This is a genomic window from Luteibacter sp. NPDC031894 (genome assembly GCF_050273135.1).
In the GTDB taxonomy this organism is placed as follows: domain Bacteria; phylum Pseudomonadota; class Gammaproteobacteria; order Xanthomonadales; family Rhodanobacteraceae; genus Luteibacter.
In genome coordinates, this window is sequence record NZ_JBNNMV010000001.1 from 160,114 (window position 1) to 176,285 (window position 16,172).

The following is a 16,172-nucleotide window of genomic DNA, read 5'->3' on the forward strand; positions in this document are numbered from 1 at the left end:
TTAGGAGGCATGTACCTGCGTGTCGGCGGGACGTGCGGATGCCTCCGCCGCCGAGGACCAGTCGTCGAGCGTGCCCGCGCGGATGCCGGCCAGGTACTGGTAGAGCTGGGCGTCGTTGACCAGGCCCAGCTTCGCCATGGCCGAGCGCTTCTGTCGGCTGATGGTCTTGAAGCTGCGCCCCATCCGGTCCGCGATGTCCGAGAGTCCATGTCCCTGCGCATACGCGCGTAGCACCTCCACCTCGCGCGGCGACAGCCGCGAGGCGAGGTCGTCGTGTCCCGCGGCGCAGTCCGCCTCGTGGAAGAGCCGCTTGATGGCGGGACTCAGATAGGCCCGCCCCACGTCCGCCGCGTGCACCGCCACGGGGATGTCACGCAGGTTCGTGCGCTTGTCGAAAATGGCGGCGACGCCCATGTCGAGCAGGCCGCGCAGGATGGCCGGGTTGGAGAGCATGGTGAGCACCACGATCCCGACGTCCGGCCGGGTGGCGCGGATGCGCCGGATCATGGGCAGGCCGTCCGGCTGGATCCCCTCGGGCATGGAATAGTCGGTGACCACGACGTCGCAAGGGTGTTCGGAGAGGGCCTCGAGAAGGGTATCGGTGTCGTGGGCGCGCGCGACGATCTCGTATCGGTGCGCCTTGAGAATGGTTTCGACCCCCGCGACGACGACCGGGTGATCGTCGGCGATGATCACGGTGCTCGGCATGGTAGGGCTCGCGGCATGGACTGGCGCCATGGTGGCGAGCGCCCGCCCCGAAATATATGGAAGAAAAGCGCAATCCGATGCCCGGGAGCTTGCCACGGGCCGGTTGCGCAGCTACGATGACGTATCGTATTAACGCGTTAGTACATTATTATGAAGCGACGCTTCCTCGACCCCGAAACCCCCGCCGATTCCGCCGAGACGAGCCTGTGCGAGGCCCTCGCCGGCCTCACCACGGTGGAGGAAATGCGAGCCTTCCTGCACGACCTCTGCACCCCCGCCGAGATAGAGGTGATGGTCGATCGCTGGCGCGTCGTGCCACACCTCCTGGAGGGACGGTCCTACCGGGAGATCCATGAGCGCACCGCCGTGAGCATCACCACGATTGGCCGCGTCGCCCGATACCTGAACCAGGGCAACGGGGGTTACATGGCCGCGGCGGCGCGGCGCAACCTCGGGGGTGGGACATGAAGCCGCGGGATCGCCTGCGCATCGCCATGCAGAAGTCCGGCCGGCTTACCGAGCCCGCCCAGGAGTTGCTGGCGCGTTGCGGCCTGAAGTTCCGGCAAAGCCGGGACAAGCTGTTCTGCTTCGGCGAGGGCGAGCCAGTCGACCTGCTGCTGGTCCGTGACGACGACATCCCGGGCCTCATCGCCGAGGGCGTCTGCGACCTCGGCATCGTCGGCCGCAACGTCCTGCGCGAATTCCAGCTGTCGAACACGGAGGCGGGCAGCGGACTCGACGAGTTGCGTGCCTTGGGCTTCGGGCACTGCCGGCTCTCCATCGCCGTTCCCCAGGAAGACGCCTATGACGGCCCCTCGCAGCTGCACGGCCAACGCATCGCCACGTCCTATCCGGGCCTCCTCGGCGAGTGGCTGCGCACGAACGACGTGGACGCGAAAGTGGTGATGCTCGCCGGCTCCGTCGAAATCGCGCCCCGCCTGGGCACGGCGGACGCCATCTGCGACCTCGTCTCCAGCGGCGCCACCCTCGTCGCCAACCAGTTGCGGGAAGCCGCGGTGGTGGTCGAGAGCGAGGCCGTGCTGGCGGGACGCCGCGAGTTGCCAGCGGACGAGCGCGGGGAGATCGCCGAGCTGCTCCTGCGTCGGCTCGACGGCGTGATCCAGGTGCGCGATTCGCGCCTGATCCTGATGCAGGCGCCGCGCGATTCGCTGGCCGCCATCACGCGCCTGCTGCCGGGCATGCCCGTGCCGACGCTGACGCCGGTCGACGGCGCGCCGGACCAGGTCGTGCTGCAGGCGCTGTGCGCGGGCTCGGTGAGTTGGCGCCAGCTGGAAGACATGAAGCGCGCCGGTGCCCGCGACATGCTCGTGCTGCCGGTGGAGAAGATGCTGGCATGAAACGGATCGACTGGAAGACCCTCGACGAAACGGGACGGGACGCCGCACTGGCGCGGCCGGCGCAGTCCCGCGCCCCCGGTCTGCGCCAAGGTGTGGAAACGATCGTCGCCGACGTGCGCGCACGTGGCGACGCGGCGTTGTTCGAACTGACCGCGCGATACGACGGCAGCGAGCTCGATAGCCTGGTCGTGACGGACGACGAATTCGATGCGGCGGAGGCTCGACTCGCGCCGGAACTGAAGGCCGCGGTGCGCGAGGCGGCCAGCCGCATCGACCTCTTCCACCGCGCCGCCGCGCCCGCCGGGATCGTTGTCGAGACGGCGCCGGGCGTGCGTGTCGAACGCGTGCTGCGCCCGATTCGCCGCGTGGGCCTCTATGTGCCCGCGGGTGGCGCACCGCTGCCGTCCACGGCGATCATGCTCGGCGTGCCGGCGGCGATCGCCGGATGCCACGAGGTGGTTTTGTGCACGCCGGTGCAGGCGAACGGACGTTGCGATGACGCCGTGCTCTTCGCGGCGCGAGCCGTCGGTGTCCATCGAGTGTTCAAGCTCGGCGGTGCGCAGGCCATCGCCGCCATGGCCTATGGCACGGCCACCGTTCCCCGCTGCGACAAGCTCTTCGGGCCGGGCAACGCCTGGGTCACCGAAGCGAAGCTGCAGGTTGCCGGCGACCCCGACGGTGCCGCCATCGACATGCCCGCCGGGCCGTCGGAAGTGCTGGTGATCGCCGACGAGGCAGCCGATGTACGCTTCGTCGCCGCCGACCTGCTGTCGCAGGCGGAGCATGGACCGGATTCCCAGGTCCTCCTCGTCAGTCCGTCGCGCGCCTTGCTCGATCGTGTCGAAGCGGAAGTGGCTCGGCAGTGCGCGGAACTGCCTCGCGCCGCCGTCGCCGGCACCGCATTGGGCGAAAGCCGCCTGGTGCAGGTGGCCGACCTCGACGAAGCGGTGGCGGTCAGCAACCGGTATGCGCCCGAACACCTCATCATCCAGACCGCCGCGCCGCGCGCGCTGCTGGAAGGCGTCGAATCCGCGGGCTCCGTCTTCCTCGGCGAGTGGACGCCTGAGTCCATCGGCGACTACTGCAGCGGCAGTAATCACGTATTGCCGACCTATGGCTATGCACGCAGCTACAGCGGCGTGTCCGTGGCGAGTTTCCAGAAGCAGGTGACGGTGCAGGAACTCACCGCCGAAGGCTTGCGCGGCATCGGGCCGTGCGCGGCGATCCTGGCCGAAGCCGAACAACTCGAGGCGCACCGTCGCGCCGTCACCTTGCGCCTGTCAGCGATGGATGCCCTCGCATGAGCGTGCTCGACCTCGCTCGTCCGGACATCCGTGCGTTGTCGCCGTACTCCAGCGCGCGCATGGAAGCGCAGGGCGGCACCGTGCTCCTCAATGCGAACGAATCCTCACGGCCGCCGAACATCCCCGGTGGCGAAGGCCTGAACCGTTACCCGGACCCGCAGCCGCCCGCGCTGGTGGCATCGCTGGCCGAGCTCTACGGCTGCGATGCCGATCGCATCCTCGTCACCCGCGGCAGCGACGAAGCCATCGATTTGCTGGTGCGGGCGTTCTGCCGTGCGGGGCAGGATGCGGTGGTGGTATCGCCTCCGACCTTCGGCATGTATGCCGTCTCCGCAAGGATCCAGGGCGCATCCGTGATCGAGTCGCCGCTCGATCCCACCGGCACACTGGATGCGGACAAGCTGCTTGCCGACGTGACACCGGCGGTGAAGCTGGTCTTCGTCTGTAGCCCGAACAACCCCACGGGTAACCTTGTCGGCCTCGACGACATCGCACGGCTAGCCGGCGAACTCGACGGACGCGCGGTCGTCGTCGTGGACGAGGCCTATGTGGAATTCAGTGGCACGCGGAGCGCCGCGTCCCTCGTCGACCGGCACGACAACGTGGCGGTGCTGCGCACCCTCTCGAAGGCATGGTCGCTGGCGGGCGCGCGGGTCGGTGCGCTGATCGCTCGCCCCGAGGTCATCGGTTTGCTGCGCCGGATCATTCCTCCGTATCCGCTGCCGTCGCCATGCGTCGATGCGGCGCTCGGTGCGCTTTCCTATGAAGGCCGCCGCGTGCAACGCCATCACGTGAACGAGATCCTCACTGAGCGGGCACGCATGCTCGAGGAGTTGCCCGGTGTGCCCGGGGTGCGCGAAGTGCTTCCGTCGCATGCCAACTTCCTTGCGGTGCGTTTCGACGACGCATCCGGGACGTACCGCCGCCTGCTCGCCGCCGGCGTGGTCGTGCGCGACATCACGAGGTATCCCGGCCTCGGCGATGCCTTGCGCATCACCGTCGGCACGGGCAACGAGAACGACCGCGTCCTCGCGGTGCTGCGCGCAGGTGCGGACGGATGAGCCGGAAGATCCTTTTCATCGACCGCGACGGTTGCCTCATCGAGGAACCGGCCGACGAGCAGATCGACAGCTACGACAAGCTGGCCCTCGTGCCGGGTGTGATCGCGGCCCTGCAGCGCTGCGTCGCCGCCGGTTACGAACTGGTGATGGTGACCAACCAGGATGGACTCGGTACGCCGGCGTTTCCGCAGGAAGCCTTCGACGGACCGCACGACCTCCTCCTGCGCATCTTGTCCTCGCAAGGCGTCGTGTTTCGCGAGCAGCTCATCGATCGCAGTTATCCGCACGAGAACCGCGATACGCGCAAGCCGGCGACAGGCCTGGCCCGCCACTGGCTTGCCGACGACAGCTGGAGTCGCGCGCACTCGGCGATGATCGGCGACCGCGAGACGGACCTCGAATTCGCGGCGAATATGGGCGTACGCGGCTTTCGCGTGGGGCAGGGCGGCATGGGCTGGAGCGATGTGGCACATGCGCTGCTGGACGCGCCGCGGACAGCTGACGTCGTTCGCGGCACGCGCGAGACGTCCATCCGTGTGTCGGTGGACCTCGACCGCGTGGCCGACCCCGCCGTCCACACCGGACTCGGCTTCTTCGACCACATGCTCGAACAGATCGGCAAACACGGTGGGTTCGCCCTGAGCCTGCGTTGCGAGGGCGATACGCATGTGGACGAGCACCACACCATCGAGGACGTCGCGCTCGCGCTCGGCCAGGCCCTGCGCAACGCGCTGGGCGACAAGCGTGGCATCACCCGTTACGGCTTCGCCCTGCCCATGGACGAGAGCGCCGCGCGCGCCTTGCTGGACCTTTCCGGCCGGCCCTACTTCGTTTTCGAAGGCGCGTTCCCGCGCGAACGAGTGGGCGACATGCCGACGGAACTGGTGCCACACTTCTTCCGCTCACTGTGCGAAACGCTCGGCGCGAACCTGCACCTCACGGTGCATGGCGAGAACGCGCACCACATGGTGGAAGGCTGCTTCAAAGTAGTGGCGCGCGCGCTGCGCCAGGCGATCCAGCGCGAAGGCGCCGACTTGCCCAGCACGAAGGGCAGCCTCTGATGCGTCCCGTCCTCGTCGACGCCGGTGGCACCAACATCGGGTCCGTGCGCTACGCCTTGCAGCGACTCGGCGCCGATGCCGAACTCACGGCCGATGCCGCGCGCATCCGCAGCGCCAGTCATGTGATCCTGCCTGGAGTGGGAGCCGCCGGCCCGGGCATGCGGCGCCTTCGCGAGGCCGGCCTCGTGGATGTGCTGCGTCACCTGACCCAACCCGTGCTCGGGGTCTGCCTCGGCATGCAGCTGCTGTGCGAGCGCTCCGAAGAGGGCGATACCGAGTGCCTTGGCGTGATTCCCGCCACCGTGCGCCGCTTCGCCGGCGGCGACGGCCTCCGGGTGCCTCACATGGGCTGGAACAGCCTGCACATCCGTACTGATCATCCGCTGGTGGCCGGCGTCCGCGAGGGCGACGCGGCGTACTTCGTCCACAGCTATGCCGTGCCCATCGGCGGCTACACGCTCGCATCCAGCGAGCATGGCGAGCCTTTCGCGGCGGTGGTCGCCGCAGGCAACTTCATGGGCATGCAGTTCCACCCCGAGCGCTCGGCGTCGCTGGGCGCACAGCTCCTGCGGAATTTCCTTTCCCTATGACACTTCCCATTCCCGCCATCGACCTGCGCGACGGCAAGGTCGTCCGCCTCTTCAAGGGCGACTACGCGCAGCAGACCACCTTTGCCTTCGAGCCGGAGGCACTCGCGGCGCGTTATGCGGACGAGGGCGCCGAGTGGCTGCACGTCGTCGACCTCGATGGCGCACGCTCCGGACACTTCGAAAACCTCGCCACGATCGCGGGCATCGCCTCGAGTGGGCGCCTGCGTGTGCAGGCCGGCGGCGGCATCCGCGACGAGGATGGCGTGCGCAGGTTGCTCGAGGCGGGCGTGCATCGCGTGGTCGTCGGGAGCATGGCCATCCGCGACCCTGAGACGGTCGCCGGGTGGATCGCCCGCTACGGCGCCGAGCGCATCGTGCTGGCACTGGATACGCGCTTTCGCGACGGTGAATGGAAACTTCCCAGCGCGGGCTGGACGGCCGACGAAGCGCGCACGCTGGACGACCTGCTTCCCTGGTATGCATCGACGGGCGCGCGGCACGTGCTGTGCACGGACATCGATCGCGACGGCACGATGAGCGGCCCGAACGTGGCGCTCTATCGCCACCTCGCCGCGCTGGCCCCGACGCTGGCGGTGCAGGCGTCCGGGGGCGTGCGTTCCCTCGACGACGTCGCGGCGCTGGCGCTGCAAGGCATGGCCGGCGTGATCCTTGGCCGCGCCCTGCTGGAAGGTGCGTTCGTGCTGACCGATGCCTTCGCCGTGGCGGAGCGGGCGAGCGCGTCATGCTGAGCCGTCGCATCGTGCCCTGCCTGGACGTGCGCGACGGACAGGTCGTGAAGGGCGTCCGCTTCCGCGACCATGTCGTCGTGGGGGAGATTGTCGAACTGGCCCTGCGCTATCGCGACGAAGGCGCTGACGAACTCGTGTTTTACGACATCACGGCGAGTCCGGAAGGGCGCCGGGTGGATCGTGATTGGGTCGAGCGCGTCGCGCGCGAGATCGACATCCCGTTCTGTGTCGCGGGCGGCATTCGTAGCGTCGACGATGCACGCGAGGTCTTGCATGCCGGCGCGGACAAGGTCTCCATCAATTCCCCCGCGCTCGAGCGTCCCAACCTCGTCGGTGAACTGGCCGACGCGTTCGGCGTCCAGTGCGTCGTCGTCGGCGTGGATAGCCTCCGCGATGACGACGGCGAGTGGCGCGTGCGCCAGTACACCGGCGACCCGTCGCGCACGCGTGCGCTCCGCAAGCGCACGCTCGACTGGATCGACGAAGTGCAGCGGCTCGGCGCCGGCGAGATCGTACTGAACTGCATGGGCACGGACGGGGTCCGGCGCGGCTATGACGTCGAACAGCTGAAGGCGGCCCGTGCGGTGAGTCACGTTCCGCTGGTCGCTTCGGGCGGTGCGGGCGTGCCGGCGCATTTCACCGAGGTCTTCCGGGAAGCCGACGTCGATGCAGCGCTCGCAGCCAGTGTCTTCCATTCCGGCGACATCGGCATCCCCGCATTGAAACGCGAACTGAGGGCGCAAGGCATCGAGGTGAGGGTATGAATGGCATGAATCCTGATTTCGCCAAGGGCGACGGCTTGCTGCCGGCGATCGTGCAGCATGCGCGGACCGGCGAGGTGCTGATGCTGGGGTACATGGACGAGGCTGCCTTGCAATCCACGCGAGAGCGCGGACTGGTCACGTTCTTCAGTCGCAGCAAACAGCGTCTCTGGACGAAGGGCGAAACCTCGGGAAACACGTTGACGGTCGTCGACACGCGGCTCGACTGCGACGCCGACACGATCCTCGTGCGTGCGCTGCCCGCCGGACCGACCTGCCATAACGGCACGTCGAGCTGTTTTGGCGATGATGTCGCGCCGTCATTGGGATTCCTGGCGGAACTGGATGCACTCGTGGCGTCGAGGCACGCCGAACGGCCGGCCGGAAGCTATACGACGTCGCTGTTCGAGGAAGGGACTCGCCGCATCGCACAGAAAGTAGGCGAGGAAGGCGTCGAGACAGCCCTGGCCATGGTGGCGCAGGACGACGACGCGTTGATCGGCGAGGCGGCCGATCTCGTGTTCCACCTGATGGTGGCCCTGCGCGCACGCGGTATCGGCTTCGAGGCGGTGGCTGCAAAGCTGGCCGCCCGTCACGCGCGTTAGATAGGCTCTTGCCCGGCGGGAGCCGACGCTGTCGGCGATGGGTGCTCGCGGCACCCTCACCCGTTGCCTACAGAATGGCCAACACCGCTTCAGGCGGGCGTCCGATCGCCGCCTTGTCGCCGTGGATGACGACAGGCCGCTCGATCAGCTTCGGTGTTTCCACCATCGCCTGGATTAGCTGCCCGCGCGTGAGTCCCTCCGGCAACGCCGCGTACGCCTCTTCACCCTTGCGCATCAACTCGCGCGGCTCGAGTCCGAGCAAGCCGAGCACGCGCTCCAGCTCGGCGACGGAGGGGGGCGTCGACAGGTAATCGACGATCACGGGCGAAAGCCCCCGTGCCTGCAGTAGCGCCAGCGTTTCCCGCGACTTGGAGCATCGCGGGTTGTGCCAGATGGTCAGCATGTGACTCAGCGATTGCCGCCGCGATTACCGCCGCCACCGCCACCGCCGCCGCCACGATTGCCGCCGCCCGGACGACCGCCGCGGTTGCCGCCGGGACGCGGGCCACCGGCACGGTTACCACCGCCTGCGCCGCCCGGACCACCGGTGCGATTGCCGCCGCCGGGGCCGCGGCCACGGTTGCCGCCACCTTCGAAACGCGCGTTGCCGGAGCCGCGATTGCCCTCGGCACGTGCCGGCCCCTGCCCAGCGGGGCGATTCCCGCCGGCATTGCCGGGGCGTCCCGCCGGGCGCGGACCGCGGTTGCCCGCGGCGTTGCCTGCCGCGTTACCGCCGCCCGTGCGGCTGTCGCCGGCGAACCAGGTGCGGATCGACGGCAGCTCCTGGCCGGGCGCGACGCGACGCGACTTGCGTTGCGCACCGCCGGCGCCCGCCCCTCGTTCCGGGCGCGCGACGTTGCCGTTGACCTCACGGCGCGGCGCGCCGCCTTGGCCCGCCGCCGGACGCCCGCCGCGGCCACCACGCCCGCCACGCGGATTGTCGTCGCGGAGGCGGTCGAATGCGGTGAGTTCGCGCGCTTCATCGTGCCGCGCCGAACTCCATGCGCCGGTGGTGCGGTTGTCGGGGCGATACTCGGTGACGTGGCGCGGCGCACGGCGCTGGTGCACCACGGCGCTCAGCGTCAGCACGGGCGCCGGGGCGCCGAGACCGGCACGCTCGCGCAGTTCCTTGATGGCGGTCTCGTCGAGCGATTCGCAGTCGCCGCGGCGCAGTGCGCGCGGCAGCTCCACCGTGCCGTAGCGGATGCGCTTCAGGCGGCTGACGAGGAAGCCCTGCGAATCCCACAGGCGACGGACTTCGCGGTTGCGGCCCTCGCGAATGGTGACGCGGAACCAGCTATGGCTGCCGCCACGGCTGATGATGCCGATGTCGTCGAAGCGCGCGGGACCGTCTTCCAGTTCCACGCCGGCCTTCAGCCGCTCGATCACCTCGTCCGGCACCTCGCCATGGACGCGGCAGAGGTATTCGCGCTCGAGGCCGCTCTTCGGATGCATCAGCGCGTTGGCGAGTTCGCCGTCGGTCGTGAGCAGGAGCAGGCCGGTGGTGTTGATGTCGAGGCGGCCCACGGCGACCCAGCGCGCGCCACGCAGGCGCGGCAGTTGCTCGAATACCGTGGGGCGGCCTTCGGTGTCTTCGCGGGTGGTCACCACGCCTTCCGGCTTGTGGTACACGATTACTTCCGCGTCGCTGCGGTTGTCGGTGGCGACGACAAACTGTTTGCCGTCGACCATCACACGGTCGCCCGCATGGACGCTGGCGCCGATGGTCGCGACGGTGCCGTTGACCTCGACTTCGCCGGCCTGGATGCGTTGCTCGAGCATCCGGCGCGAGCCGAGTCCGGCGTTGGCGAGGACCTTGTGCAGGCGCTCCTCGAGTTGTTGCGTGGTGTCGGCGGCGTCGTTGCCGCCGCGCTTCAGGGTAAGCAGGGATCGCTGTGGCGCATTCATGCGCGTGACTCCTCGGTGTCTTTCTCGGCGTCGCCGTTGTCGGCGTCGCTTAAGGGGTTCTCTGCCTCGTCGGCAGTGGGGGAAGCCGCGGCGACGTCGTCGTCGCCGTCAGGCAGGTGGTTCGCGGTCTCGGCCGCATCGCCTTCGGCGGGCGCGGTCTCGGCGGCGGTGTCTTCGACCGTCGAGGCTTCAGCCACGACATCGTCGGTGTTCGGGGTGTCCTGGTCCGGCATCGCGGCACGGGCCGGCGCCGGTACCGCATCGGCGTCGAAGCGCATCTGCGGGTTGAGCTCCTCGAGGTCGCGGATTTCCGACAACGGAGGCAGGGCGTCGAGCGACTTCAGGTTGAAATAGTCGAGGAAGGCGCGGGTGGTGCCGAACAAGGCCGGCTTGCCCGGTACGTCGCGGTGGCCCACGACGCGGATCCACTCGCGTTCTTCCAGGGTCTTGATGATGTTGGACGAGACGACCACGCCGCGGATCTGTTCGATTTCAGGGCGCGTGATCGGCTGGCGGTAGGCGATAAGGGCCAGGGTCTCCAGCAGCGCGCGCGAGTAGCGGCTCGGCTTTTCCGCCCAGAGACGGGACACCCACCCATGCACCTCGCGCCGCACCTGGTAGCGCCAGCCGGAGGCGACCTCCACCAGCTCCACGCCGCGGCCCTCGCAATCGGCGCCGAGCGCGGCCAGGGCTTGCGTGAGTTCCTCGGTGCCGATCTCTTCGTCCTCGCCGAAGATCGCCTTCAACTGGGCGATGGTCATCGGCTGGGTCGACGCCAGCAGCGCCGCTTCCACGATGGATTTCAGTTGTTCGGGTTGCATAGGTCCTTGCGGATCGGTTTGGTGGCCCCTGGCGGGACCGTCAGGCGAGCGCTTCTTCCGGCTCGGCTTCCGTGTGTACCTTCGTCTTCAGGTAGATCGGCCCGAGGGCTTCTTCCTGCACGATTTCGATGAGCATTTCCTTGGCCAGCTCGAGCATGGCAAGGAAGGTGACCACCACGCCGAGGCGGCCCTCGTTCACGTCGAACAGCGTTTCGAAGCGGTGGAACCCGCCGCCCTCGCTGAGCGTGCCGAGCAGGTCGCCCATGCGCTGGCGCACGCTGAGCGGTTCGCGCTGGATCGCATGGTGCGTGAACAGGTCGGCGCGGTTGAGCACGTCCTTGAGCGCGAGCAGGAGCTCCCTGAGGTCCAGCGGAGGCGGCACGCGAACCACGTTGTGCTCGCCCACGAAGGCGTGGACCACGGTGGTATCGCGTTCCAGGCGCGGCAGCTCGTCGATATCCGCCGCGGCCTTCTTGAAGCGTTCGTACTCTTGCAGGCGACGGACGAGTTCGGCGCGGGGATCGTCCTCCACCCCTTCCTCGACCGGCGGCCGCGGCAGCAACAGCCTGGACTTGATCTCCGCCAGGATCGCGGCCATCAGCAGGTATTCCGCCGCGAGCTCCAGGCGCATCACCTCGCGCATCATCTCGATGTAGTCCATGTACTGCCGGGTGATCTCGGCGACGGGGATATCGAGGATGTCGAGGTTTTGCCGGCGGATCAGGTACAGCAGCAGGTCCAACGGCCCTTCGAACGATTCGAGGATGACTTCGAGCGCGTCTGGCGGGATGTACAGGTCCTGCGGCATGTGCAGCACAGGCTGCCCACGCACCAGCGCGAGGGGCATTTCCTGCTGCTGCGGGATGCCCGCAAAGGCATCCTGGGTTTTTTCGACCACCTGGACTGCGGTTGTCTCGTTAGTCATCGGCACACGTCAGAAGGGTCGCGAGTGCGACCGGTAGCGCAACAATCGATGCCGTCCGGCGGCCGTACCGCCACCTCGCCCGGCATGCCACGCGTCGTCGCCGACGAGCGATAGGCATAGCCGCTGGACACCCCAGGAGGGTCACCGTCTGTGAAGGAACGTCGGGAGCAGAGCGCGGCCGGTCCCAGGAACGGACCGGTGAAGGCGCGACGCCCGAATAAGTTCACCCGATTGGCATACAGGGTATCGCCTGTGCCGGGGCAAGTCCAGCGGTGGCCCCGCCGGCGCCCGGGGCCTTGCGGCACAATAGGCGGATGCAGCCCACCCAGCGCGCCATCATCCACGTCGACATGGACGCATTCTATGCGTCCGTGGAGGAGCTGGACGAGCCGTCGTTGGTGGGCAAGCCGGTCATCGTCGCCGGCCTGGGCCGTCGCGGAGTCGTCTCCACGGCGAATTACGAGGCACGGAAATACGGGGTTCGCTCCGCCATGGCCACGTCAGAGGCGCGCCGACGCTGCCCGGACGGGGTGTATATCGTCCCGCGCCATGCGCGCTACCAGGAAATCTCCAGCATCGTCTTCGGCGTCTTCGCCGAGTTCACGCCCATGATCGAGGGGCTCTCCCTGGACGAGGCCTTCCTCGACGTGACCGCCAGCTTGCGATTGTTCTCATCCATCGAGGCGATCGGCCGCCGGGTAAAGGACGAAATTCGGGCGCGCACCGGGCTGAACGCTTCCGTCGGCATGGCCCATAACAAGCTCCTGGCCAAGCTGGCCAGCGAACTGTCCAAGCCCGACGGGTTCCTGCGTATCGCCCCCGAGGAGGTCCGCGGCTACCTGGACCCCCTCCCGATCGGTCGCATGTGGACCGTGGGCAAGGTGGCCGAGGAAGCGTTGCACAAGGTGGGCATCCGTACGATCGGCGATCTCATGCGGGCCGACGCATGGCGCCTGAACAAGGCCGTGGGCGAGCGCCACGCGGCGCAGCTGCGTGAGCTGTGCCGGGGCGAGGACCGGCGGCCCGTGGTCACGGACGCCCCCGAGGTGTCCATCGGCGCGGAGTGGACGTTCGAATACGACCTGGAGGAACTGGCGATCGCGGAGGCCTGGATGCTTCGCCAGTGCGAGAAGGTCGGGGCCCGAGCGAGGGCGCGAGGGCTGAATGCCCGCACGGTCTCGGTAAAACTGCGCGAGCCGCCCTTCCTTACCCATAGCCGGCAAGCCCAGTTGCCCGTTCCCGGCAACGCGACCCCGGACATCTACGCGGTGGCACGGCGCTTGCTTCAGGTCTGGTGGAGCCAGCACCCCCGGCCGAGACTGCGTTTGCTCGGGGTGACCCTGTCGGGCTTCGATGCGAGGCATGGCGACGAACAACAGGACATGTTCGCCGTGCAGGTATCGGACAAGCAATCCGACGGCGTACAGGATCTCATCAACGGGCGCTTCGGCGCCGGGGCCTTGGTTCGGGCAGGTGTGCTGAAGACGCGCGGAAACGAGTGAACGCAGGTATGTAAGCGTCATCCAGGCTGCGCTAATGTGTCCGTTTGTGACACGGAACGTAAGTGGACGAGGTGCGTCATGCCGATTACGACAGGCAAGGACGAGGTGTCGGGATGGGTGGAGAAGCTGATGTCGAACGATAGGGACGATCCAAACCAGCGCTACCGCCACGCGCGGATGCGCGTGCAGACCGCGGTCCTCATGAGCCGCGGCGGCGAAGCGCACCCAACCGACCTGGTCGACATCTCGGCCACGGGCGCGCTGCTGCGCCGTCCGCTGGGTTGGCGGGGCGAGCCCGGGCAGACATGGATCCTCGACATGATCTTCGGCCACGACCTGCACATCCACCTCGAGGCTTCGGTGGCGCGCGTGTCCGCGCGGCAGATCGGCATGGAATACACCCTCATTCCCGAGGACAAGCAGGCCTCACTGTGGGAACTGCTCGGCGGCTACGCCGATACGCTGGAGGCCTGGCAGGACGAGTGAGCCTGGTGTCGGCAAGGCCTTGCTCCCACCAGGCGACGCCGCGTCAGCTCTTGTGCTTCTTCCGCTCCTCGTCCCGCAACTCGCGGCGGAGGATCTTGCCTACGTTGGTCTTCGGCAGGCTGTCGCGGAATTCGATCTGCTTGGGGCGCTTATAGCCGGTGAGGTTTTCCCGGCAGTACTCCTTCAGCGCTTCGACCGTCAGCGACGGATCCTTGCGGACCACGAACAGCTTCACGACCTCGCCCGAATGCTCGTCGTCGATACCCACGGCGGCGACTTCGGACACCCCGGGGTGGTGCATGACGATGTCCTCGATCTCGTTCGGGTACACGTTGAAGCCCGAGACCAGGATCATGTCTTTCTTTCTGTCGACGATGAAGGCCTGGCCGGTCTCGTCCATGCGGGCGATGTCGCCGGTGCGCAGCCAGCCGTCGGCGTCCAGCACCTTGGACGTCTCTTCCGGCTGGCTCCAGTACCCCTTCATGACCTGCGGACCGCGAATGCAGAGCTCACCCACTTCGCCGATCGGCAGCACCTGGCCGTCCTCGCCGCGGATCTGCGCGTCGGTGGCGGGAATGGGGAAGCCGATGGAGCCGGTGTAGTCGGTGATATCGACACGGTTGGCGAATGCGACCGGTGACGTCTCGGTAAGACCGTAGCCCTCGATGATCGGGTGACCGGTGACCTTCTTCCAGCGCTCGGCCACGCTCCGTTGCAGGGCCATGCCCCCGGCCATCGTCAGGTGCAACTGGGAGAAGTCGACCTGGTCGAACCCGGGCGTGTTCAACAAGCCGTTGAAGAGCGTGTTGACGCCGGTGATCGCGGTGAACTTCGTCTTCTGCAGTTCCTTGACGAAGCCGCGCATGTCGCGTGGGTTGGTGATCAGGTGGTTCAACCCGCCCAGGCTCGCGAAGATGAGGCAGTTCACCGTCAGCGAAAAGATGTGGTACAGCGGCAACGCCGTGATGATGGTTTCTTCGCCCGGCGTGGCGTGGCCCGCGACCCACGGGCGGGTCTGCAGCATGTTGGCGATCATGTTGCGGTGGGTGAGCATGGCTCCCTTGGCCACGCCCGTGGTGCCGCCGGTGTACTGCAGGAAGGCGATGTCTTCGTGGCCGATCTCGACCGACGGCACCGGATGCGCCTTGCCTCGCTCGAGTGCGGTACGGAAGCGCACGGCCTGGGGCAGGCGGAAGGAGGGCACTTCCTTACGGATGTGCTTCACCACGAAGTTGATGATGTTGCCCTTCGGGAAGCCGACCATGTCGCCGACGGCGGTCGTGATGACGTGCTGGACCTTCGTACCGTCCAGCGCCTGCTGGGCGGTGGCCGCAAAATTGTCCAGGACCAGGAGCGCCTTTGCGCCCGAATCTTCCAGTTGGTGATGCAGTTCGCGCGTGGTGTACAGCGGATTCGTGTTCACTACGGTCAGGCCGAGGCGCAGCGCGCCGAACAGCGCGATGGGATACTGCAGCAGGTTCGGCAGCATGATCGCGAGGCGGTCGCCTTTCTTCAGGCCGAGTTCGCCGGAAAGGTAACCGGCGAAGGCCTGGGATAGTTCGTCGATCTGCCCGTAGGTGAGGACTTTGCCGAAATTCGCGAACGCCGGGCGATTGCGAAATTTCTGAAAGGATTCTTCGAGGACGGCCGCTATGGAGCGGAATGCGTTGACGTCGATGTCGGCGGGGATGCCGGCCGGGTAGTGGTCAAGCCACGGACGCTCGATGCTCATGAATCGGACGGACTCCAGGAAGTGACGCTCGCACGGTTATCGTGCGGTCGCGAGGCATTGGAGCATACGCGCGCGTACAGCGGCAAGCCGCGTTGCAGCGGCATCCAGGCAAGAGGAACAGCAATGTCGGCACGACGAATGATGTGGGTTTGCCTGCTGCTGGCGAGCGTCGCCGGGTGCCATCGCGCTCCGGACGAAGAACAGGTGCGCACGGCCATCGCGGCGTCCGCGGAAGCGGCCGAGGCGGGCAAGGCGGGAGACACCGTGGCGGCGCTGACGGAGGACTTCGACGGAAACGCCGGGGCGCTGGATCGTCGCGCGCTGGCCAACCTCGTGCGCGTGTACGCGCTACGCGGGCAGAAGGTGCACGTGCTGATGGGGCCGACCGAGGTGACGTCGCGAGGCGACCGGATGGTCGCCACCTTCACGGTCACCCTCACGGCAGGCGTGGGTGTGCTGCCCGATAACGCGGGGGCCTATCTGGTGGAGACGGGTTGGCGAAGAGAGGGCGGCGAATGGCGCTGCTTCACCGCGAGCTGGAAACGCGCGTTGTAGGACGAAAAAAAACGCCCCGGTTTCCCGGGGCGTTCCTCTGAGCCTT

Annotated in this window: 18 protein-coding genes; 12 read left to right on the top strand and 6 right to left on the bottom strand. The window is 67.6% G+C overall.

The window, feature by feature from the left end; all coding sequences use genetic code 11:
* A complete protein-coding gene (locus ACQKIE_RS00760; protein WP_427454969.1) occupies nt 1–708 on the bottom strand; it encodes a response regulator in 708 nt (235 codons plus the stop codon).
* 150 nt (nt 709–858) lie between these two features.
* Here ACQKIE_RS00760 and ACQKIE_RS00765 point away from each other — a divergent pair, with 150 nt between their 5' ends.
* The 9 genes from ACQKIE_RS00765 to hisIE are packed head-to-tail and all read left to right on the top strand — an operon-like array spanning nt 859 to nt 8,197.
* Nucleotides 859–1,176, top strand: coding sequence for a YerC/YecD family TrpR-related protein (locus ACQKIE_RS00765; RefSeq protein ID WP_427454970.1), 318 nt, complete (start codon nt 859–861; stop codon nt 1,174–1,176).
* The gene (gene hisG / locus ACQKIE_RS00770; RefSeq protein WP_427454971.1) at nt 1,173–2,066 is read left to right on the top strand and encodes an ATP phosphoribosyltransferase; all 894 of its coding nucleotides are present in this window, start codon (nt 1,173–1,175) and stop codon (nt 2,064–2,066) included. The genes ACQKIE_RS00765 and hisG overlap by 4 nt, the downstream gene beginning before the upstream one ends.
* Entirely contained in the window at nt 2,063–3,370 is a 1,308-nt protein-coding gene (gene hisD, locus ACQKIE_RS00775; protein WP_427454972.1) for a histidinol dehydrogenase, read from the top strand. Before hisG ends, hisD begins: the two co-directional genes overlap by 4 nt.
* Nucleotides 3,367–4,431, top strand: coding sequence for a histidinol-phosphate transaminase (gene hisC / locus ACQKIE_RS00780; protein WP_427454973.1), 1,065 nt, complete (start codon nt 3,367–3,369; stop codon nt 4,429–4,431). Before hisD ends, hisC begins: the two co-directional genes overlap by 4 nt.
* On the top strand, nt 4,428–5,492 hold the full coding sequence (gene hisB / locus ACQKIE_RS00785; RefSeq protein ID WP_427454974.1) for a bifunctional histidinol-phosphatase/imidazoleglycerol-phosphate dehydratase HisB: 1,065 nt from the start codon (nt 4,428–4,430) through the stop codon (nt 5,490–5,492). Before hisC ends, hisB begins: the two co-directional genes overlap by 4 nt.
* On the top strand, nt 5,492–6,082 hold the full coding sequence (hisH, locus tag ACQKIE_RS00790; protein WP_427454975.1) for an imidazole glycerol phosphate synthase subunit HisH: 591 nt from the start codon (nt 5,492–5,494) through the stop codon (nt 6,080–6,082). Before hisB ends, hisH begins: the two co-directional genes overlap by 1 nt.
* Complete coding sequence (gene hisA, locus ACQKIE_RS00795; RefSeq protein WP_427454976.1) at nt 6,079–6,831, top strand: 1-(5-phosphoribosyl)-5-[(5-phosphoribosylamino)methylideneamino]imidazole-4-carboxamide isomerase; 753 nt, start codon at nt 6,079–6,081, stop codon at nt 6,829–6,831. Before hisH ends, hisA begins: the two co-directional genes overlap by 4 nt.
* Nucleotides 6,825–7,595 carry an imidazole glycerol phosphate synthase subunit HisF gene (hisF, locus tag ACQKIE_RS00800; RefSeq protein ID WP_427454977.1) on the top strand — a complete coding sequence of 257 codons (771 nt, stop codon included), beginning with the start codon at nt 6,825–6,827 and terminating at the stop codon, nt 7,593–7,595. Before hisA ends, hisF begins: the two co-directional genes overlap by 7 nt.
* Complete coding sequence (gene hisIE / locus ACQKIE_RS00805) at nt 7,592–8,197, top strand: bifunctional phosphoribosyl-AMP cyclohydrolase/phosphoribosyl-ATP diphosphatase HisIE (protein WP_427454978.1); 606 nt, start codon at nt 7,592–7,594, stop codon at nt 8,195–8,197. Before hisF ends, hisIE begins: the two co-directional genes overlap by 4 nt.
* A 67-nt stretch (nt 8,198–8,264) precedes the next feature.
* Here the strand turns inward: hisIE and arsC are convergent, their stop codons facing one another.
* From arsC to ACQKIE_RS00825, 4 genes are read right to left on the bottom strand one after another with little or no spacing between them, the layout of a single operon-like run.
* Nucleotides 8,265–8,600 (bottom strand): arsenate reductase (glutaredoxin), encoded by a 336-nt coding sequence (gene arsC, locus ACQKIE_RS00810; protein WP_427454979.1) that lies wholly within the window; start codon nt 8,598–8,600, stop codon nt 8,265–8,267.
* Between the two features lie 5 nt (nt 8,601–8,605).
* Nucleotides 8,606–10,105 (bottom strand): pseudouridine synthase, encoded by a 1,500-nt coding sequence (locus ACQKIE_RS00815; RefSeq protein ID WP_427454980.1) that lies wholly within the window; start codon nt 10,103–10,105, stop codon nt 8,606–8,608.
* The gene (gene scpB / locus ACQKIE_RS00820) at nt 10,102–10,926 is read right to left on the bottom strand and encodes an SMC-Scp complex subunit ScpB (protein ID WP_427454981.1); all 825 of its coding nucleotides are present in this window, start codon (nt 10,924–10,926) and stop codon (nt 10,102–10,104) included. Before scpB ends, ACQKIE_RS00815 begins: the two co-directional genes overlap by 4 nt.
* A 40-nt stretch (nt 10,927–10,966) precedes the next feature.
* Entirely contained in the window at nt 10,967–11,773 is an 807-nt protein-coding gene (locus tag ACQKIE_RS00825; protein WP_427456752.1) for a segregation and condensation protein A, read from the bottom strand.
* A gap of 392 nt (nt 11,774–12,165) precedes the next feature.
* Between ACQKIE_RS00825 and dinB the strand changes: the two genes are divergently transcribed.
* Nucleotides 12,166–13,353 carry a DNA polymerase IV gene (gene dinB, locus ACQKIE_RS00830; protein WP_427454982.1) on the top strand — a complete coding sequence of 396 codons (1,188 nt, stop codon included), beginning with the start codon at nt 12,166–12,168 and terminating at the stop codon, nt 13,351–13,353.
* A 129-nt stretch (nt 13,354–13,482) separates the two neighbouring features.
* The gene (locus ACQKIE_RS00835; protein ID WP_427456754.1) at nt 13,483–13,839 is read left to right on the top strand and encodes a PilZ domain-containing protein; all 357 of its coding nucleotides are present in this window, start codon (nt 13,483–13,485) and stop codon (nt 13,837–13,839) included.
* A 43-nt stretch (nt 13,840–13,882) separates the two neighbouring features.
* Here ACQKIE_RS00835 and ACQKIE_RS00840 read toward each other — a convergent pair whose 3' ends face one another.
* Nucleotides 13,883–15,571, bottom strand: a complete 1,689-nt coding sequence (locus tag ACQKIE_RS00840; RefSeq protein ID WP_427454983.1) for an AMP-binding protein — start codon at nt 15,569–15,571, stop codon at nt 13,883–13,885.
* 123 nt (nt 15,572–15,694) lie between these two features.
* On the opposite strand from ACQKIE_RS00840, the gene ACQKIE_RS00845 reads away from it, so the two are divergent.
* A complete protein-coding gene (locus tag ACQKIE_RS00845) occupies nt 15,695–16,126 on the top strand; it encodes a hypothetical protein (protein ID WP_427454984.1) in 432 nt (143 codons plus the stop codon).
* Nucleotides 16,127–16,172 lie beyond the last annotated feature (46 nt).